Genomic DNA, 14,888 nt, shown 5'->3' with positions numbered 1-14,888 from the left:
GCCTTGCCGCAGGACGAGAGAGCCGCAACCGAGGTGGCGCCGCCCAGCGTCGGGGCAAGCGCCAACCACGTGGAAAAACGCCGGAATGTACCTGATAAAACTATCCCGGTAAATCCGCATTGCGAAATACAATCAGATCTCGCAAGTCCATGAATTCAAACAGCAAGCGCCGCGCCGCCTCACGCCGTCAACGGCGCGATGTGGTACACGCAGCGCCGCCCGCCCTCGTCCAGCGCGTGCTCCAGCCGCCGCACCTCCACGCCCGGCCCCAGCACCCGGGAAAACAGCGCCAGCTCGGAACGGCACAAGCCCTGGCATTGACGCGCCGCCGCGCAGATCGGGCAATGATTTTCCAGCAACAGCCAAGCGTCGCCGTCCGGGCGCGCCTCCGCCATATAGCCCTCCTCGCTGCGAATCCGCGCCAGCGCGGCCACCCGGTCCGCCAACGCGTCGGCGCCGGCCATCGCCAGCCGGTACTCCTCCTCCGACTGCGTCTCCCGCCGCTGGATCAAGCGCTCCAGCCCGGCCTCGCCGAACAGCTCCCGCACCTGGGTCAGCAATTGCAGCGTCAGGTCCGCGTGCCGATCCGGAAAGCGGCCATGGCCGCGCTCGGTCAAGCGCCAAACCTGGGCCGGCCGGCCCACGCCCTGAGCCTGGGCCTCCATCCGCGCCAGCCCCTTCTGCTCCAGCGCCAGCAAGTGCTTGCGCGCGCCCATGCTGGTCAGGCCCAACTCCGCCGCCAGCGCCTGCGCCGTTTGCGGTCCCCGCGTTTTCAGCAGATACAGCAAGCGGTCCGCGCCGTTGATCGCCGCCGCCATCAGGCTTCCGCCGCCTCGCGGATCACGCCTTGCAGCCAGCCGGCGGCCAGGCCGCAGGTCAAGGCGCCCAACACCAGCACCAGCCGGGTGTCCAGAATGGTCAGCACGCTGCCCAGCAAGGCCACCAGCACGTTGGCCACGCAGAAGATCGTGGTCAGCAAGCCCATCACGCTGCCCTGCCCCAGGTTGGCGAAGCGCTCCGAACACCAGCTGGGCAGGATGGCGTTGTAAATCGCCAGCGGCACGCCCAACAGCACGATCAAGCCTATGCCCGGCCAGGGCAGATCCGCCAACAGGCTCAGGCCCAGCAGGCCCAGCGCCACCCAGACCGCATTGATGCGCGCCAGCTCCAGCGGCGCGCGCTTATGCCCGAGCTTTCCCAGCAAGACGCTGGCCGAAGTCATCAGCACGCACATCAGCGCCGTCACCAGCGCGATGCCGCGGCTGTCCAGCCGCGCGTACTCCACCAGCCACAAGGGATAGAACTCGTAAAAGGCGTTGACCCCGATGGCGAAGGCCAGCTGCATCCAGAACAGCCGCGCCAGCAAGGGGTCCGCCGACAACAGGCGGAAGGAGTGCTGGCCGCGCATCACTTGCAGCAAGGACTGATCCTGATGCATGCGCTCGCCGGTTTCCGGCAGGAAGGCCAACAGCACCGCCAGGCACAGCAGGATGGCGCCGGCCGCCAGCAGGAAAGGCACCGCCTCGCCCAGCGGCAGGGTCAGCCCGCCTATCAGCGGCCCCACCAGCCAGCCGGTGTAGAGCACCGCGTTGAGGATGGCGAAGGAGCGCGCGCGGTCCAGCTGCGGGTGCAGGTCCGCGACGATGGCGCGCGCCACCGCCACATTGCCCTCGGTCAGGCCGGTGACGAAGCGCGCCAGCACGAACAACAGATACCAGCGGCTCCACAAGGCGTACGCCGTCAACAGATAGCCGGCGAAAGTCAGCAACAGGGTGCCGGTCAACACCCGCCGCCGTCCCAAGCGGTCCGACAAGGCGCCGATCAAGGTGCTGCCCAACAGAATGCCCAGCGGGTTGGCGGCCAGGGCCACGCCCAGCAGCAGCTTGGGCGGCAGCCCCATAAAATGATTGAAGGCGTCCGGCGCGGAGTCCACGAAGATGGGCGCCAGGATGGGATAAGGCATGGCCACGCCGGCCGTGCTCATCAGCGCCACCAGACAGACTGTCAGCAGAATCAGTTTTTGGTGGGAAACATTCATCACGCATACCAATTGGACGATGGCCCATGCTAATCCCGCCCTCGAAATAAGTAAACAAAATAGTTTACTTAAGCGCCGTCACCCTCAGGAAAACACCAAGACAGCATAGGGGAAACTGTACGTATGGTTACGAAAAAGCGCCTATAAATCAGGAACCAGATGGCATCCCAAACGTCTCAAACAGCACAAGACCTACTTTATGTTCTTTGGAGACTTCCATGACTTCGATTACCAGCAAACCCGCCGTTAAAGCCATTGCCGCCAGCCTGCTCGCCGTCAGCCTGCTGTCCGGTTGCGCCAATATGTCCAAGCGTCAGCAGAACACCGCCATCGGCGCGGCCGCCGGCGCCGTGCTCGGCTCCGTGCTCACCGGCGGCGACGCCATCGGCACCGTGGGCGGCGCCGCGGTGGGCGGCGTGGTCGGCAATCAGACCGGCAAGCGCTAAGCCCGCGCCCTCATTCCAAGAGCCAGCCCCGCGCTGGCTCTTTTGTTTTGCCCGCCGCGCCCATATCATCAAGAGAACAGCACCACGGGCAACGCCATGACCTCCACCGCACGCATGAACTGGGAACGACTCCTCTCCACCAAACGCTTCAAAGTCATTCAGGGCCACGTCAAGGAAACCCGCACCCCGGCCACCGAGGAAGGCAGCCCGGGCCTGCGCACCGACTTCCACATCGACCACGACCGCGTGGTGTTCTCCAGCGCCTTCCGCCGGCTGGGCCGCAAGACCCAGGTGCACCCGCTGGCGCGCCACGACCACACCCACAACCGGCTGACCCACAGCGTGGAGGTGGCCAGCGTGGGCCGCAGCCTGGGCAACCGCGTCGGCATGATGATGCAGCACGCCCATCTGCTGCCGGACAACTACACCCCGCACGACATCGGCTCGGTGGTGCAAGTGGCCTGCCTGGCCCACGACATCGGCAATCCGCCCTTCGGCCATACCGGCGAATACGCGCTGCGAGACTGGTTCCGCGCCGAGCGCAACGCGCACTGGCTGCACGGCCTGGCGCCGGAGGAAATCCGCGACGTGCAGACCTACGAAGGCAACGCCCACGGCCTGCGCATGCTGGCCACGCTGGAGATGTACACCGGCGAAGGCGGCATGCGCCTCACCGCCGCCGCCCTGGGCGCGCTGATCAAGTATCCGTGGACTTCGGACGCCGAAGCCGCCCAGGCGCGCGACAAATTCAACATCTACCGCACCGAGCTTCCCTATTTTCAGCGCGTGGCCGCGGAGCTGGGCCTGCTGCCCAAGGGCGTGATGCAATGGAGCCGTCACCCACTGTCCTATTTGATGGAGGCCGCCGACGACATCTGCTACGCGATTCTGGACCTGGAGGACGCGGTGGAGATCGGCATCCTGGATTTCAAGGAATTCGAAACCCTGTTCTCCGGCTTCACCGAATACGAACGCATCTGGGACATGCAGGACGTGCGGCAGAAATGCGGCACCTTGCGCGGCATCGCCATCGGCCGCTGCGTCAGCGAGGTGGCGGAAAAATTCATGCTGCACCACGACAGCCTGCTGCGCGGCGAATTCCCGGCCAAGGACTTGATCAATCTGTGCGGCGCCCAGGTGCAAGACGCGTTGATCCACGCCAAGGAGCTGGCCAGCACCCGCGTCTACCGCCACCGCACCAAGCTGGTGACCGAACTGGCCTCCTACCCGTGCATGGCCGTCATTCTGGACGCGCTGATCCCCGCCGCCCACGCCTACGTCGGCAAGGGCGCCGAGCGTCTGAGCCCGCGCGAACACCTGGCCATGGGCCTGCTGGAACAGCACATCCGCAGTGACGACAGCCTATATCAGGCCTATATGAAAGTATTGGATTTCGTCGGCGGCATGACCGACAACTACGCCGCCAACCTGGCGCGCGACATCTCCGGCGTGGGCATTTTGTAAGGCGGCCCCGCCGCCTTTTCGGCAGTTAAAAATCAGAAAGACAGGAATGCAGCACATCACCCGATTTTGCATCGTCCGCCATGGCGAAACCGACTGGAACCGCGAATATCGATTGCAAGGCCACACCGACATCCCCCTCAACCCCACCGGCCAGGAACAGGCGGCCAGCCTCAGCCGCGCGCTCTGGCCGGGCCGCTACGCCTTCGACGCGCTCTACGTCAGCGACCTGACCCGCACCCGCCAGACCGCGGCGCCGCTGCAGACCGGGCTGAGCCTGATCCCCACCTACAGCGCCGAACTGCGCGAGCGCCACATGGGCGTGTTCCAGGGCCTGACCTACGCCGAGGCGGAACAAAGCATCCGCGACGACTATCTGCAGCTCAAATCCCGCGACCCGGACTACGACCTCAAAGGCGGGGAAAGCCTCAACGCCTTCATGCGGCGCATCCGCGACGGCTTCACCGGCATCGCCCGCCGCCACCTGGGCCAGACCCTGCTGGTAGTCACCCACGGCGGCGTGCTGGAAATGATGTACCGGCTGGCCACCGGCAAGCCGATGGCCGAAGCCCGCGATTTCCCCATCCCCAACGCGGCCTTGAACTGGCTGAGCTATAGCGACGGGCAATGGCGGCTGGAACAATGGGCCGACGAATCCCACCTGCCCGCCGCGCTGGACGAAATTCAATAGCGAGACGATGGCAGCCCGCTCAGGCCGCCGTGAACAGCGACCTGCTAAGCCAAGGCCGACAGGGTGCGGGCGATGGTTTCCGCCGACGGCAGTTCCGTCGATCGCCACGCCAGCCGGTGCTTGGCGTCAACCAGCAAGACTTCCGTATGATGCGCGTTCAAGTCCGTCCGCCGCTGATTGAACATGGCCAGCACCAGGTCCAGGGAGGCCAGCGCGGGGCTGGCCGCCCGCCAGCCTGGCTTGGGCCGAAACGGCGCCAGCCAGCGCCGCAGCTGCTCGGGCGTGTCGTTCAATGGATCAAGGCTCAGCGACAATAGCTGCACCCGCGCCCGCTTGGACTCCGGCATCAAGTCCTGCACCTGCCTGAAGGTCGCGCCCTGGATAGGGCAGACATTGGAACAACGAGTGAAAATCAGTTGCACGGCCGTCACCCGCCGCTGCAACAAATCATGAAACGAGCGCCGCAGACCGTCGCTGTCCTTCAGCATGAAATCCGGCAGCGGCAGCGGCGGGGAAATCTCCCCATGCGCCAGCGCCAACTCCCTCGGCAACACGGCCTTGGCCAGGGCGGCCGGGCTCGCCAGCCATAAGGGCGCCAGCCCCGCCAAACCCAGCGCAAACCGCCGCCGCCCTTGATTCAGGCGCTCGACATCCATCCCTTGCATGCTAATGCTCCTGCAAAAAAAGCCATAAGGCCCGGCACGCCGCCGCGCTCAGCCGGTAGCGCGGCATATCCGTGCCGATCAAGATCGCGGTCGGGTCTTTCCCGCTGCGCAGCATCTCGCAAAAGCTCTGCTCGGTGTACGCCCGCTCCGGCCCTCCGCGCCTGGCGCTGGGCTCCGTCAAGAAGCGCGCGCCCAGGTCCGGGCCGAAGCGGCCCTCCGCCGACGGCTGGTCCTGCAAGCGATGGCAGTTGGCGCAACGCACGTATTCGGCGCCCAAGGGGCGGTTATGGACGTACAGCTGGCCGATCAAAGCGGTTTGCCCGTAGAACAGCCGTCCGCCATCCGGCGCCTCCTCGCCGCCGGCCACCCAAGGCAGCCACCACAGCGCCAGCCCGAGCGCGAAGCCGCCCCAGCCGCGCTTAATTGACGGCGATGACGCGGGCGACACTGGGCACTCCCTGCGGGCTCAGCGCAAACAGCATGTAGTAACCCGGCAACACCACGCCGCTATCCGCCGGAATCTGCAGGGAATAACGCGTCTCGCCCGCCAGCGGCGTGATCTGCGACACCGACAGGGCGATGCGGCGCTGGTCGTTGTTGACCGTATGGGTCACCGCGGACAGCCGCATCAAGGCGAAGCGGCTCGCCGCCTGCTGGGTTCTGACTTCGATCAGGCTGCCCGGCCGCGCCTGCGTCGGCGCGGCGCTAATCACCGGCCGGGCGGCCGGGCTGCCGTCCGCGTTCAACAGATACGGCGGCGTCAATATCTCCGCGTTCAGGTGATTTTGCGGGCAGCCGGCGCCGCACAAGCCGCCGCCGCCGACAAACACCCGCCCGTCCTGCAACAGAATGGCCGTGCTATGGTAGGTGCGCGGCACCTGCATCGGTTTCAGGGGCAGGAAGCTCTTCTTGGCCGCACTCCACAACTCCGGCGTCAGCACCGCGTAGGAGTCCGTGAACGGTTGCGGTATCGTCTGCCCGCCCACCACCACCACGTCGCCGTCCGGCAACACCACCGCATTGGCGAAGGCGCGGCGATAGCTCATTCCGGGCAAGGGCTTGACCTGCACCGGGGCCTTGGGGCCGCCGCGGATATCGATCAGATAGGCCGAATTGCTGGCGTAAGTCGTGCCGGTGTTCTGCTGATAAGCCGGCGCCCCTCCCAGCTTCAGGATCAGGCCGGCGTCCACCATCACCGCATTGCCGTTGATGCTGTAAGGGTCGTTGCCGCGTGTTCCCGCCGAGACGATGCTGCCGGCGCCGCTGGTGCCTATCCAGTTCATCTGCGCGCTGGGGCCGGCATGGAACACCATCCCGCCGCCGCTGGCGAACAGCCACAAATGATTGTCGCCGCGATACACGCTGCCATTGGCGTCCTGCGGATCAGGACCGATCACATTGTTTTCAGGCACGCCGGCAAGGACGGTCCAACGGCCGCCGTCCCACACCTCCCCAGTGCGGTTGGGCCGGCTCTTGCTATTGTAGCCGCCGCTCCAGGAACCGCCCAAGGTCAGCACCCGGCCGTCCGACAACACGGTGTTGGCCTCGTAGCCCCGCGGGATGTTCATATTGCCGCTGGCGCTCCAGCGCTTGGCCGCCCAATCGTATATCTGCGTTTTAGGGCTGCTGGAGCCGCCGTTGATCAACAGATTGCCGTTGGCCAGCATCGATGTGCCGGGGCAGAACAGGTTCGCGCCGGTGGTCACCACCGTCAGCGGCAGCGGCGCGTTCTTCGCCGCGTCGAACAGCGCGGTATAGGTCTTGCTGTTGCCATTGCCGCTGTCCCCGCTGAAAGCGTCGGGAAAATCCGCCGACCACATCATCAGCTTGTTGTCCGGCAGATTGGCGACGCCCACCGGAGTCACCGGCAGGGGAATCACTCCGCTCCAGGCGGAGGGAAGCGCCGTGCTTTTGGCTCCGGGGTAATCGAACATGAACTGGTCGTTCACCTGCGCCTTGCCCTGGCAGGGCCATTGCACCACCTTGCTTCCCTGCGTCGCCACGCCGGAAAAAATGTTCACGCACTGGCCGCTGGACGCGGACACGATATGGTAGCTGCCGACGTCCACCGGCTGGATTTTCCACTGGTCATTGGTCGCCGCGACGCCCTGGCATGGCCATTGAATCAGCTGCACGCCCTGGTTGCGGCTGGAAGCCGGCACATTCAGGCACATCTGCGATTTCTGCGAGACGATGTGATAGAAGCCGTTGGCCAAGGGCACGAAGGTCCATTGCTCATTGCTGCCCGCCGAGCAAGGCCATTGAATGATGCCGGCGCCGGACTGGGTCGAACCGCCGCCGACGTTCAGACACTGGCCGCTGTTGACCGCCACGATGCCGGTGGTGGCCGCGCCCGCCTCGGGGCAAACCAGCCATGACAGCCCGAGCACGCCGCTCGCCAACGTCAGTAAATTGCTTCCAAGCCTCAACATGCATTCCCCCTTGAAGTCACGCGATCCCAATTCGTCCAGACTTGCCCAAGCGCCCTGCCGCCGCTCCCCCGCGGCAAGGGCGGCCCCTGCGCACGACGCCCATCCGCACCGCAAGGAAAGCCGCGCAAGCCGTGCCGCCACTCTGATGTCCGGCCTCGGCAAAGACAACAAAAATTTACAACAGATAATTGTTTTTGTATCAAATTCGGCACACTGCGCAGAATCTAAGGGATCAAACTCGCCGAAGGCTTGAAAGCAAGGACGCGATTCGAAAGCTTTTGCCCAAAAAAATAAATATATTAATAAATGTACGGGTCTTGGCCGCCCCTACCCGCCGAACGCCGTCATCCTCGAGCCGCCGGCGCGACTAAGCGACAAGACAAGAGCCCGCAAACGCTCTTTGCTCGAAGCAGGCATCACGGCGACACGCCAAGGCCGGATATACCGCAAGGACGCTCCCGCCTAAAATAGGACGGAATCCATCCGCGAAAGGAACCCACAATGACCATGCAAAAAACCGATCAGGAATGGCAAAAGCAACTGACGCCGGAACAATACCGCGTCACCCGCCAGGCCGGCACTGAGCGCCCGTTCAGCGGCGAGCACTACACCCGCACCGAAAACGGCGACTACCACTGCGTCTGCTGTGGCACCTTGCTGTTCCACAGCGACGCCAAGTACGACCCCGGCTGCGGCTGGCCCAGCTTCTGGGCCGAGGCCGCCGGCGCGCGCATCGCCCGCATCGTCGACCACTCCCACGGCATGAGCCGCGTCGAGGTGCGCTGCTCGGAATGCGACGCCCACCTGGGCCACGTCTTCCCGGACGGTCCAGAACCCAGCGGCGAGCGCTACTGCATCAATTCGGTGGCGCTGGGCTTCACCCCCAAGGCGTAAGCCGCCGACCGCGACACATCCTAGTCAGCGCACCCCATCGCCTTGCACTTGCACTTGCACTTGCACTTGCACTTGCACTTGCACTTGCAAGCTTGCGCCGGAATTGGGCTCCCATAAGGGCTAGCCCAATTTTTTTGTCCGCCCCCCTTTTCTTGCCCGGCCTCAAGCCACAGTCATTCAGCCAATTGCCCGACATCTTGATCCGGACCATATCCCGCCGGCTCTCCAACGACACGGCAGGCTGGCGGCTACAGCTTGAGGCGGCCTTCGATGCAGGTCACGGCGTTGCCGCCTATCCATACCTCGTCGCCCACCTGCTCCACCTCGACGCAGCCGGCGCGCCCCATGCTCAGGCCCTGGCTGACGCGGTAGCGCGCCGGCGCCAACCCGGCTCCAAGCAACCACTGGGCTATGCCGGCGTTCAGGCTGCCGGTGGCCGGGTCTTCGGGCATGCCGTCGCCGGCGATGAAAGCCCGTACCTCGAACTGCGCGTCGGTATCGTCGTGCTGCGGGTCGCAGGGTGCGACCACCCCCACCGCCAGCCCGCTCAACGCCGGATAGTCGGGTTGCAGGTCCAGCACCTGCTGGCGTTTGGCAAGCATCACCGCCAGCCAGCCGGCGCCGTTGTCGACCCACTGGGCGGCGACGATATCCCCGGGCGCCAGGCGCAGGCCCAGGCGCACCTGCTCCAGCAGCTCGGCCGCCACCGGCCCGGAACGCAGCAAGGGCGGTGCCAGGAACGCCAACCGCCGCCCCTGGCGGCGGATCCGCACCAGCCCCACCGCGCACTCCTGGATGATCTCCTCCCCCTGGGGCTCACCGCCGGACTCCAGCCAGGCGTGGCAGCTGCCCAGCGTGGGATGACCAGCGAACGGCAGCTCGTCCTGAGTGGTGAAGATCCGCAGGCGATAGTCGGCCCGCGGGTCGCTGGGCTGGAGAATGAAGGTGGTCTCGCTGAGGTTGGTCCAGTTGGCGAAGGTCGCCATCCGCCGGTCATCGAGCCCGTCGGCATTGAACACGACCGCCACCGGGTTGCCCTTGAGGGGGATGGAACTGAAGACGTCGACCTGCTTGAAGCTCAGGGATCTCATGAAATGTCCTGTTGGTACTCTGCTGGGACGGCTAGTCTACGCCCCAACATCACCCTCGTGTAGCCGCGGCCGATCCAAGGTTTCGACCCGCGGCGCCCCAGCAGCCATTCACGCCTGCTCGGTCCGAATCAGACAGCCGCCCTCCTGGTATGTCTGCACCGCGAAATCAGGAAAACGTCGTTTGAACTTGCTGGAATTGAATAGATTGTCGTGTTCATAGCAGGGCAGCAGTTCCCGAATTTCCCGCGCCGGCTTGGAGAACGGTTAATGCCCATTTCCCGACCAGCGCGATTGCCGGCAGGTTGGACGATCTTCGCGGCAAGGCAAGTGCCAGATCAGCCCAAACGCGGCATTGCGGCTCCATGCATCAAAACCAAAAAGGCAGCGCCGCCGTAGGGCGACACTGCCTTTGATGATTCAGCTGCACGCGGGCGGCTCAACGACCGCCGCTGCAGGCTTAGCGCTTGCCGGCCGCCTCTTCGCGCCGGCGCTTGGCCTCTTCCAGCAGATAGACCTGGTAATCGTCCAGATCGCCGTCAAAATCGCTGACCCCGCCGCGCGACACCATCCAGAACTCGTCGCAGACCGCGCGCAGCAGCGCGCGATCGTGGCTGACCAGCATCACCGAGCCTTCGAACTCGTTCAGCGCCACGCTCAGCGCCTCGCGCGTGGCCAGGTCCAGATGGTTGGTCGGTTCGTCCAGCAGCAAGAGATTGGGACGCAGCCAGACTATCATGCACAGCACCAGCCGCGCCTTCTCGCCGCCGCTCATGCTGCCCACCGCCTGCTTGACCATGTCGCCGCTGAAATTGAAGGTGCCCAGGAAGTTGCGCAGGCCCTGCTCGCGGCAATCGTTGGCCGGCGGACGCAGCTGCGCCGGCGTTTCGCGCGCCAATCTCAGCATGTGCTGCAGCGGATCGTCTCCCGGCCGCAGCACGTCCAGCTCCTGCTGCGAGAAGTAACCGATGTTCAAGCCCTTGCCGCGGATGATCTCGCCGCCGGTGGCGGTCAGCGCTTCGGCCACCGTTTTCACCAGCGTGGACTTGCCCTGGCCGTTGGCGCCCAGGATGCCGATGCGCTGGCCGGCCAGCACCGAGCGGTTCACGCCTTTGACAATCACCGTGGGCGGCGCGCCTTCCGCCGCGCCTTCCGGCGCCGGATAGCCGAAAGAGGCCTGCGACATGGTCAGCATCGGGTTGGGCAGGCTGCTGGGCTCCTTGAATTCGAACTGGAAGTCGGCTTCGGTCAGCACCGGCGCGATCTTCTCCATCCGCTCCAGCGCCTTGACGCGGCTTTGCGCCTGCTTGGCCTTGCTGGCCTTGGCCTTGAAGCGGTCGATGAACTTCTGCAGATGCGCCATCTTCTCCTGCTGCTTGGCCAGCACCGCCTGCTGCAAAATCAACTGCTCGGCGCGCATGTCCTCGAACTTGCTGTAATTGCCGCCGTAGCGCACCAGCTTGCCGTGGTCAATGTGCAGGGTGACATTGGTCACCGCGTCCAGGAATTCGCGGTCATGGCTGATCACCACCATGGTGCCGGCGTACTGCTTGAGCCAGGCTTCCAGCCAGACCAGCGCGTCCAGGTCGAGGTGGTTGGTCGGTTCGTCCAGCAGCAAGAGGTCGGACGGACACATCAGCGCGCGCGCCAGCTGCAGGCGCATGCGCCAGCCGCCGGAGAAGCTGTTCACCGGCTGCTGCAGCTCGGCCACGCTGAAGCCCAGGCCCAGAATCAGCGCCTGCGCCCGCGCCGGGGCGTCGTGCTCGCCGGCGTCGTTCAGCGCGGTGTAGGCGTGAGCCATGCGCATATAGTCTTCGCCCGCCTCGGCTTCGGCCACTTCGCGCCGCGCCGCCAGCAGCGCGGTGTCGCCCTCCACCACGAACTCGGTGGCGGTCTGCGAGGTTTCCGGCATGTCCTGCGCCACCTGCGCCATCCGCCACTGGCTGGGGATGGAGAAGTCGCCGCTGTCTTCGTGCAGGCTGCCGTTCAGTACCGCGAACAGCGAGGACTTGCCCGCGCCGTTGCGCCCTACCAGGCCCACCTTTTCGCCGGGGTTGATATTGACTGTCGCGCCGTCCAGCAAGACTTTGGTGCCGCGGCGCAAGGCCACGTTTTTCAGAATGATCATTGGGAATAGCAGTGTTGCAGAATTTTAGGAAGCAAGAAAACAGCAGCCCGGCGACCACTTGCGTCCCGGCGGAATGCCATGAATGAAACGCGCCCGCGGACAATCGCCGAGGGCACGAGGGGAGAGATTATACGCGGAAGCGCTCCGACGGAGGACAGGCGCTGCCGTCAAGCCGCGCCCCCTGCCCGCGACGCGCCGTCGCTTAGCAGCCCGGCCTCAGAGCTCCCAGTACTCCTTTTCCCTCCCCTGCGAACCGGGATTCAGCTGTTCGCGCAGGCTGCGCAGCTTGTCCGGCTCGCCGCGCACGCGGAACCAGCTGCCCTCTTCGTCCGCGCGCTCCTCCAGCACCTGGCAGTGGCTGTAGATTTCGCCGCGCAGCTGTTGCGCCGACCACGGCAGCAGCAGCTCGCCCTCTTCCAGATCGCGCTGGAAGAAGGCGACGATCAGGGCGCGCAGCGCGGCCACTTCCTCGGGACGGCGCGCGCTCATCACCACGCAGTCCGGATAGCGTTGCCGCAGCTCGGCGGCGCAGGCGGCCTGCGCCGCCGCGTCGCCGACGTGGTCTATCTTGTTGAACACCCGGATGCGCGGCACCTCGTCGGCGCCGATTTCCCTCAACACCTCGTCGGTGACTTCCAGCTGGCGCTGGAAGCCCGGGTCGCTGGCGTCGATCACATGCAGCAGCAAGGCCGCGTCCAGCGCTTCTTCCAGCGTGGACTTGAACGAGGCCACCAGGCCGTGGGGCAGGTTCTTGATGAAGCCTACGGTATCGCTGACCAGCACCCGCGGCACGCTTTCCGGGTAGATGGCGCGCACCGTGGTGTCCAGGGTGGCGAACAATTTATTGGCCACCAGCACCTCGCTGCCGGTCAGCGCGCGCATCAGCGTGGACTTGCCGGCATTGGTGTAGCCCACCAGCGACACCCCGCCCAGGCCTTGGCCCTGGCGCTCCACCCGGCGCGCGCGCTGGGTCTTGCGCTCCAGTTCCATCGCGATGATTTCGCGTTGCAGCTCGGCGATGCGGTCGCGCACCTTGCGTCGGTCCAGCTCGGTGTGCGATTCGCCGGCGCCGCGGCCGCCCATGCCGCTGCGCTGCCGGCCTTGCGGACCGGCCAGCTTGGCCGCCTCGCGCAGCCGCGGCGCCATATAGCCGAGACGGGCGATTTCCACCTGGGCGCGCGCCGCGCGCGAGCGGGCGTTGCGGTGGAAGATCTCCAGGATCACCATGGTGCGGTCCATCACCTCGCAGCCGACGGCCAGCTCCAGATTGCGCGCCTGCGACGGCGAAATCTCGTGGTCCACCAGCAAGGCGTCGATCTCCACCGCGCTGGCGTCCAGCACCGGCGGCGCATCGTCCAGCTCGTCGTTGCGCAGGCCGCGATTGACGAACTGGCTGATTTCCTCCAGCTTGCCCACCCCCATATAGGCGGTGCGGTCGAAGCTGTTACGCTTTTGCACAAAGGTCCGCACCACTTGGAAGCCCAGGGTCTTGGCCAGTTCGCTCAGTTCGGTGAGCGAGGCCTCGAACTCGACATCGCTGACATCCGGCAGCTGGACCGAGGCCACCAGGGCGTAGCGGGGTTTCTCTTTGACTTCTGTTTGCATGGGCGAATGACTTTAATCTTGATAGCGAGCCCAGATAGTACCCGCAAACGGAACTTCCCGCTGCGCGACGCGCGTTGCGCCGCCGCCACGCCCCGCTTGACCCGGCCGCTGGCAGCGCCGATACTCCTGCCGCTTCAAGCACCATAGTCGTCACCGCCACCCATGCCATTCACCTCTCTGGGCCTGTCGCCCGCGCTGGCCCAGGCCGCCAGCGATCAAGGCTATCTTGCTCCCACCGCCGTTCAGAGCGCCGCCGTTCCCGCCGTCCTGCAGGGCCACGACGTGCTGGCCACCGCGCAAACCGGCTCCGGCAAAACCGCGGCCTACTGCCTGCCGCTGCTGCAACAATGGCTGGCGGGCCGCCAGGCCGCGCCGCGCCAGGCGCAAACGCTGATCCTGCTCCCCACCCGGGAGCTGGCGGCGCAAGTGGGCGACGCCCTGCGCCAACTGTCCCAGGGACTGCCGCGCCGGCCCAAGGTCGCCGTGGTCTTCGGCGGCGTTTCCATCAATCCGCAGATGATGGCGCTGCGCGGCGGCGCCGACATCGTGGCGGCCACGCCCGGCCGGCTGCTGGACCTGCTGACGCACAATGCGCTGCGGCTTTCCGCCATCGACACCCTGGTGCTGGACGAAGCCGATCGCCTGCTCGACCTCGGCTTCGCCGACGAGCTGGCCAGCGTGCTGGCGCTGCTGCCGCCCTACCGGCAAAACCTGCTGTTTTCCGCCACCTTCCCCCCCGCCGTGCGCGCGCTGGCGGAACAACTGCTGAACCAGCCGCAGCGCATCGACATCGCGCCCGACGACGCCGCGCCGGACATCCGCCAGCGCGTCATCGAAGTGGACGCCGGCCGGCGCACCATGCTGCTGCGCCATCTGCTGCAAACCCATGGCTGGGACCGGGCGCTGATCTTCGTGGCCAGCCGGCACAACGCCGACCGGGTGGCCGGCAAACTGCAGGCCGCCGGCATCCGCGCCGCCGCGCTGCATGGGGATTGCAGCCAGGGGCAGCGCGGCCAGGTGCTAGCCGATCTCAAGTCCAGCCATCTGCAAGTCCTGGTGGCCACCGACGTGGCCGCGCGCGGCATCGACATCGCCCGCCTGCCGGTGGTGATCAACTACGACCTGCCGCGCTCGCCGGTGGATTACACCCACCGCATCGGCCGCACCGGCCGCGCCGGCGCCGGCGGCGAAGCCGTTAGCTTCGTCAGCGCCGACTGCGCCGCGCATTTCCAGGTGATAGAGAAACGCCAGCGGCTGCGGCTGCCGCGCGAGCGGATTCCCGGCTTCGAACCCGTCGTCGCCGCGATCCCGGCTCCGGGCGCGGCGGCCGACAACGGCGGCGTCAAGGGCAAGCGCAAGAGCAAGAAGGACAAGCTGCGGGAAGCCGCCGCCCAAGCGCAGGCCGAGCAAGGCTAAGCGCTCTCGGCGCCGAGCCCAGCG

General features: G+C 65.9%; 13 protein-coding genes. 5 read left to right on the top strand and 8 right to left on the bottom strand.

The features are described from left to right. Window positions 1-179: 179 nt before the first annotated feature. Together VK98_RS24420 and VK98_RS06950 are read right to left on the bottom strand one after the other, a co-directional pair. Entirely contained in the window at window positions 180-818 is a 639-nt protein-coding gene (locus VK98_RS24420; RefSeq protein WP_304413553.1) for a metalloregulator ArsR/SmtB family transcription factor, read from the bottom strand. Beyond that, on the bottom strand, window positions 818-2,038 hold the full coding sequence (locus VK98_RS06950) for an MFS transporter (RefSeq protein WP_048413344.1): 1,221 nt from the start codon (window positions 2,036-2,038) through the stop codon (window positions 818-820). Before VK98_RS06950 ends, VK98_RS24420 begins: the two co-directional genes overlap by 1 nt. A 218-nt stretch (window positions 2,039-2,256) precedes the next feature. Between VK98_RS06950 and VK98_RS06945 the strand changes: the two genes are divergently transcribed. The 3 genes from VK98_RS06945 (at window position 2,257) to VK98_RS06935 (ending at window position 4,636) form a co-directional block, all read left to right on the top strand. Beyond that, window positions 2,257-2,484, top strand: coding sequence for a glycine zipper 2TM domain-containing protein (locus VK98_RS06945; protein WP_048413343.1), 228 nt, complete (start codon window positions 2,257-2,259; stop codon window positions 2,482-2,484). A gap of 96 nt (window positions 2,485-2,580) precedes the next feature. Further along, complete coding sequence (locus VK98_RS06940) at window positions 2,581-3,948, top strand: deoxyguanosinetriphosphate triphosphohydrolase (protein ID WP_231589223.1); 1,368 nt, start codon at window positions 2,581-2,583, stop codon at window positions 3,946-3,948. A 46-nt stretch (window positions 3,949-3,994) separates the two neighbouring features. Next, window positions 3,995-4,636 (top strand): histidine phosphatase family protein, encoded by a 642-nt coding sequence (locus tag VK98_RS06935; protein WP_048413342.1) that lies wholly within the window; start codon window positions 3,995-3,997, stop codon window positions 4,634-4,636. A 44-nt stretch (window positions 4,637-4,680) separates the two neighbouring features. On the opposite strand, the gene VK98_RS06930 is transcribed toward VK98_RS06935, so the two are convergent. From VK98_RS06930 to VK98_RS06920, 3 genes are read right to left on the bottom strand one after another with little or no spacing between them, the layout of a single operon-like run. Further along, the gene (locus VK98_RS06930; RefSeq protein ID WP_053077274.1) at window positions 4,681-5,301 is read right to left on the bottom strand and encodes an SCO family protein; all 621 of its coding nucleotides are present in this window, start codon (window positions 5,299-5,301) and stop codon (window positions 4,681-4,683) included. A 1-nt stretch (window position 5,302) separates the two neighbouring features. Beyond that, the gene (locus VK98_RS06925; protein WP_053077273.1) at window positions 5,303-5,749 is read right to left on the bottom strand and encodes a hypothetical protein; all 447 of its coding nucleotides are present in this window, start codon (window positions 5,747-5,749) and stop codon (window positions 5,303-5,305) included. Continuing rightward, window positions 5,721-7,733, bottom strand: coding sequence for an RICIN domain-containing protein (locus VK98_RS06920; protein ID WP_082158805.1), 2,013 nt, complete (start codon window positions 7,731-7,733; stop codon window positions 5,721-5,723). Before VK98_RS06920 ends, VK98_RS06925 begins: the two co-directional genes overlap by 29 nt. A 501-nt stretch (window positions 7,734-8,234) precedes the next feature. Here VK98_RS06920 and msrB point away from each other — a divergent pair. Next, window positions 8,235-8,627 carry a peptide-methionine (R)-S-oxide reductase MsrB gene (gene msrB, locus VK98_RS06915; protein WP_048413341.1) on the top strand — a complete coding sequence of 131 codons (393 nt, stop codon included), beginning with the start codon at window positions 8,235-8,237 and terminating at the stop codon, window positions 8,625-8,627. A 248-nt stretch (window positions 8,628-8,875) separates the two neighbouring features. On the opposite strand, the gene VK98_RS06910 is transcribed toward msrB, so the two are convergent. From VK98_RS06910 to hflX, 3 genes are all read right to left on the bottom strand, one after another. Continuing rightward, window positions 8,876-9,718 carry a PhzF family phenazine biosynthesis protein gene (locus VK98_RS06910; protein WP_048413340.1) on the bottom strand — a complete coding sequence of 281 codons (843 nt, stop codon included), beginning with the start codon at window positions 9,716-9,718 and terminating at the stop codon, window positions 8,876-8,878. Between the two features lie 457 nt (window positions 9,719-10,175). Next, window positions 10,176-11,843, bottom strand: a complete 1,668-nt coding sequence (locus VK98_RS06905; RefSeq protein WP_048413339.1) for an ABC-F family ATP-binding cassette domain-containing protein — start codon at window positions 11,841-11,843, stop codon at window positions 10,176-10,178. A 216-nt stretch (window positions 11,844-12,059) separates the two neighbouring features. Further along, window positions 12,060-13,448, bottom strand: a complete 1,389-nt coding sequence (gene hflX / locus VK98_RS06900) for a GTPase HflX (RefSeq protein ID WP_048413338.1) — start codon at window positions 13,446-13,448, stop codon at window positions 12,060-12,062. Window positions 13,449-13,610: 162 nt separating this feature from the next. Here hflX and VK98_RS06895 point away from each other — a divergent pair, with 162 nt between their 5' ends. After that, window positions 13,611-14,864: a DEAD/DEAH box helicase gene (locus VK98_RS06895; RefSeq protein ID WP_197082987.1), complete on the top strand. Its 1,254-nt coding sequence runs from the start codon at window positions 13,611-13,613 to the stop codon at window positions 14,862-14,864. Window positions 14,865-14,888 lie beyond the last annotated feature (24 nt).

The organism is Chromobacterium sp. LK11 (assembly GCF_001043705.1).
Taxonomy (GTDB): domain Bacteria; phylum Pseudomonadota; class Gammaproteobacteria; order Burkholderiales; family Chromobacteriaceae; genus Chromobacterium; species Chromobacterium alkanivorans.
Note: the sequence above shows the minus strand (reverse complement) of the source record. Positions and strands in the feature narration are given on the sequence as shown.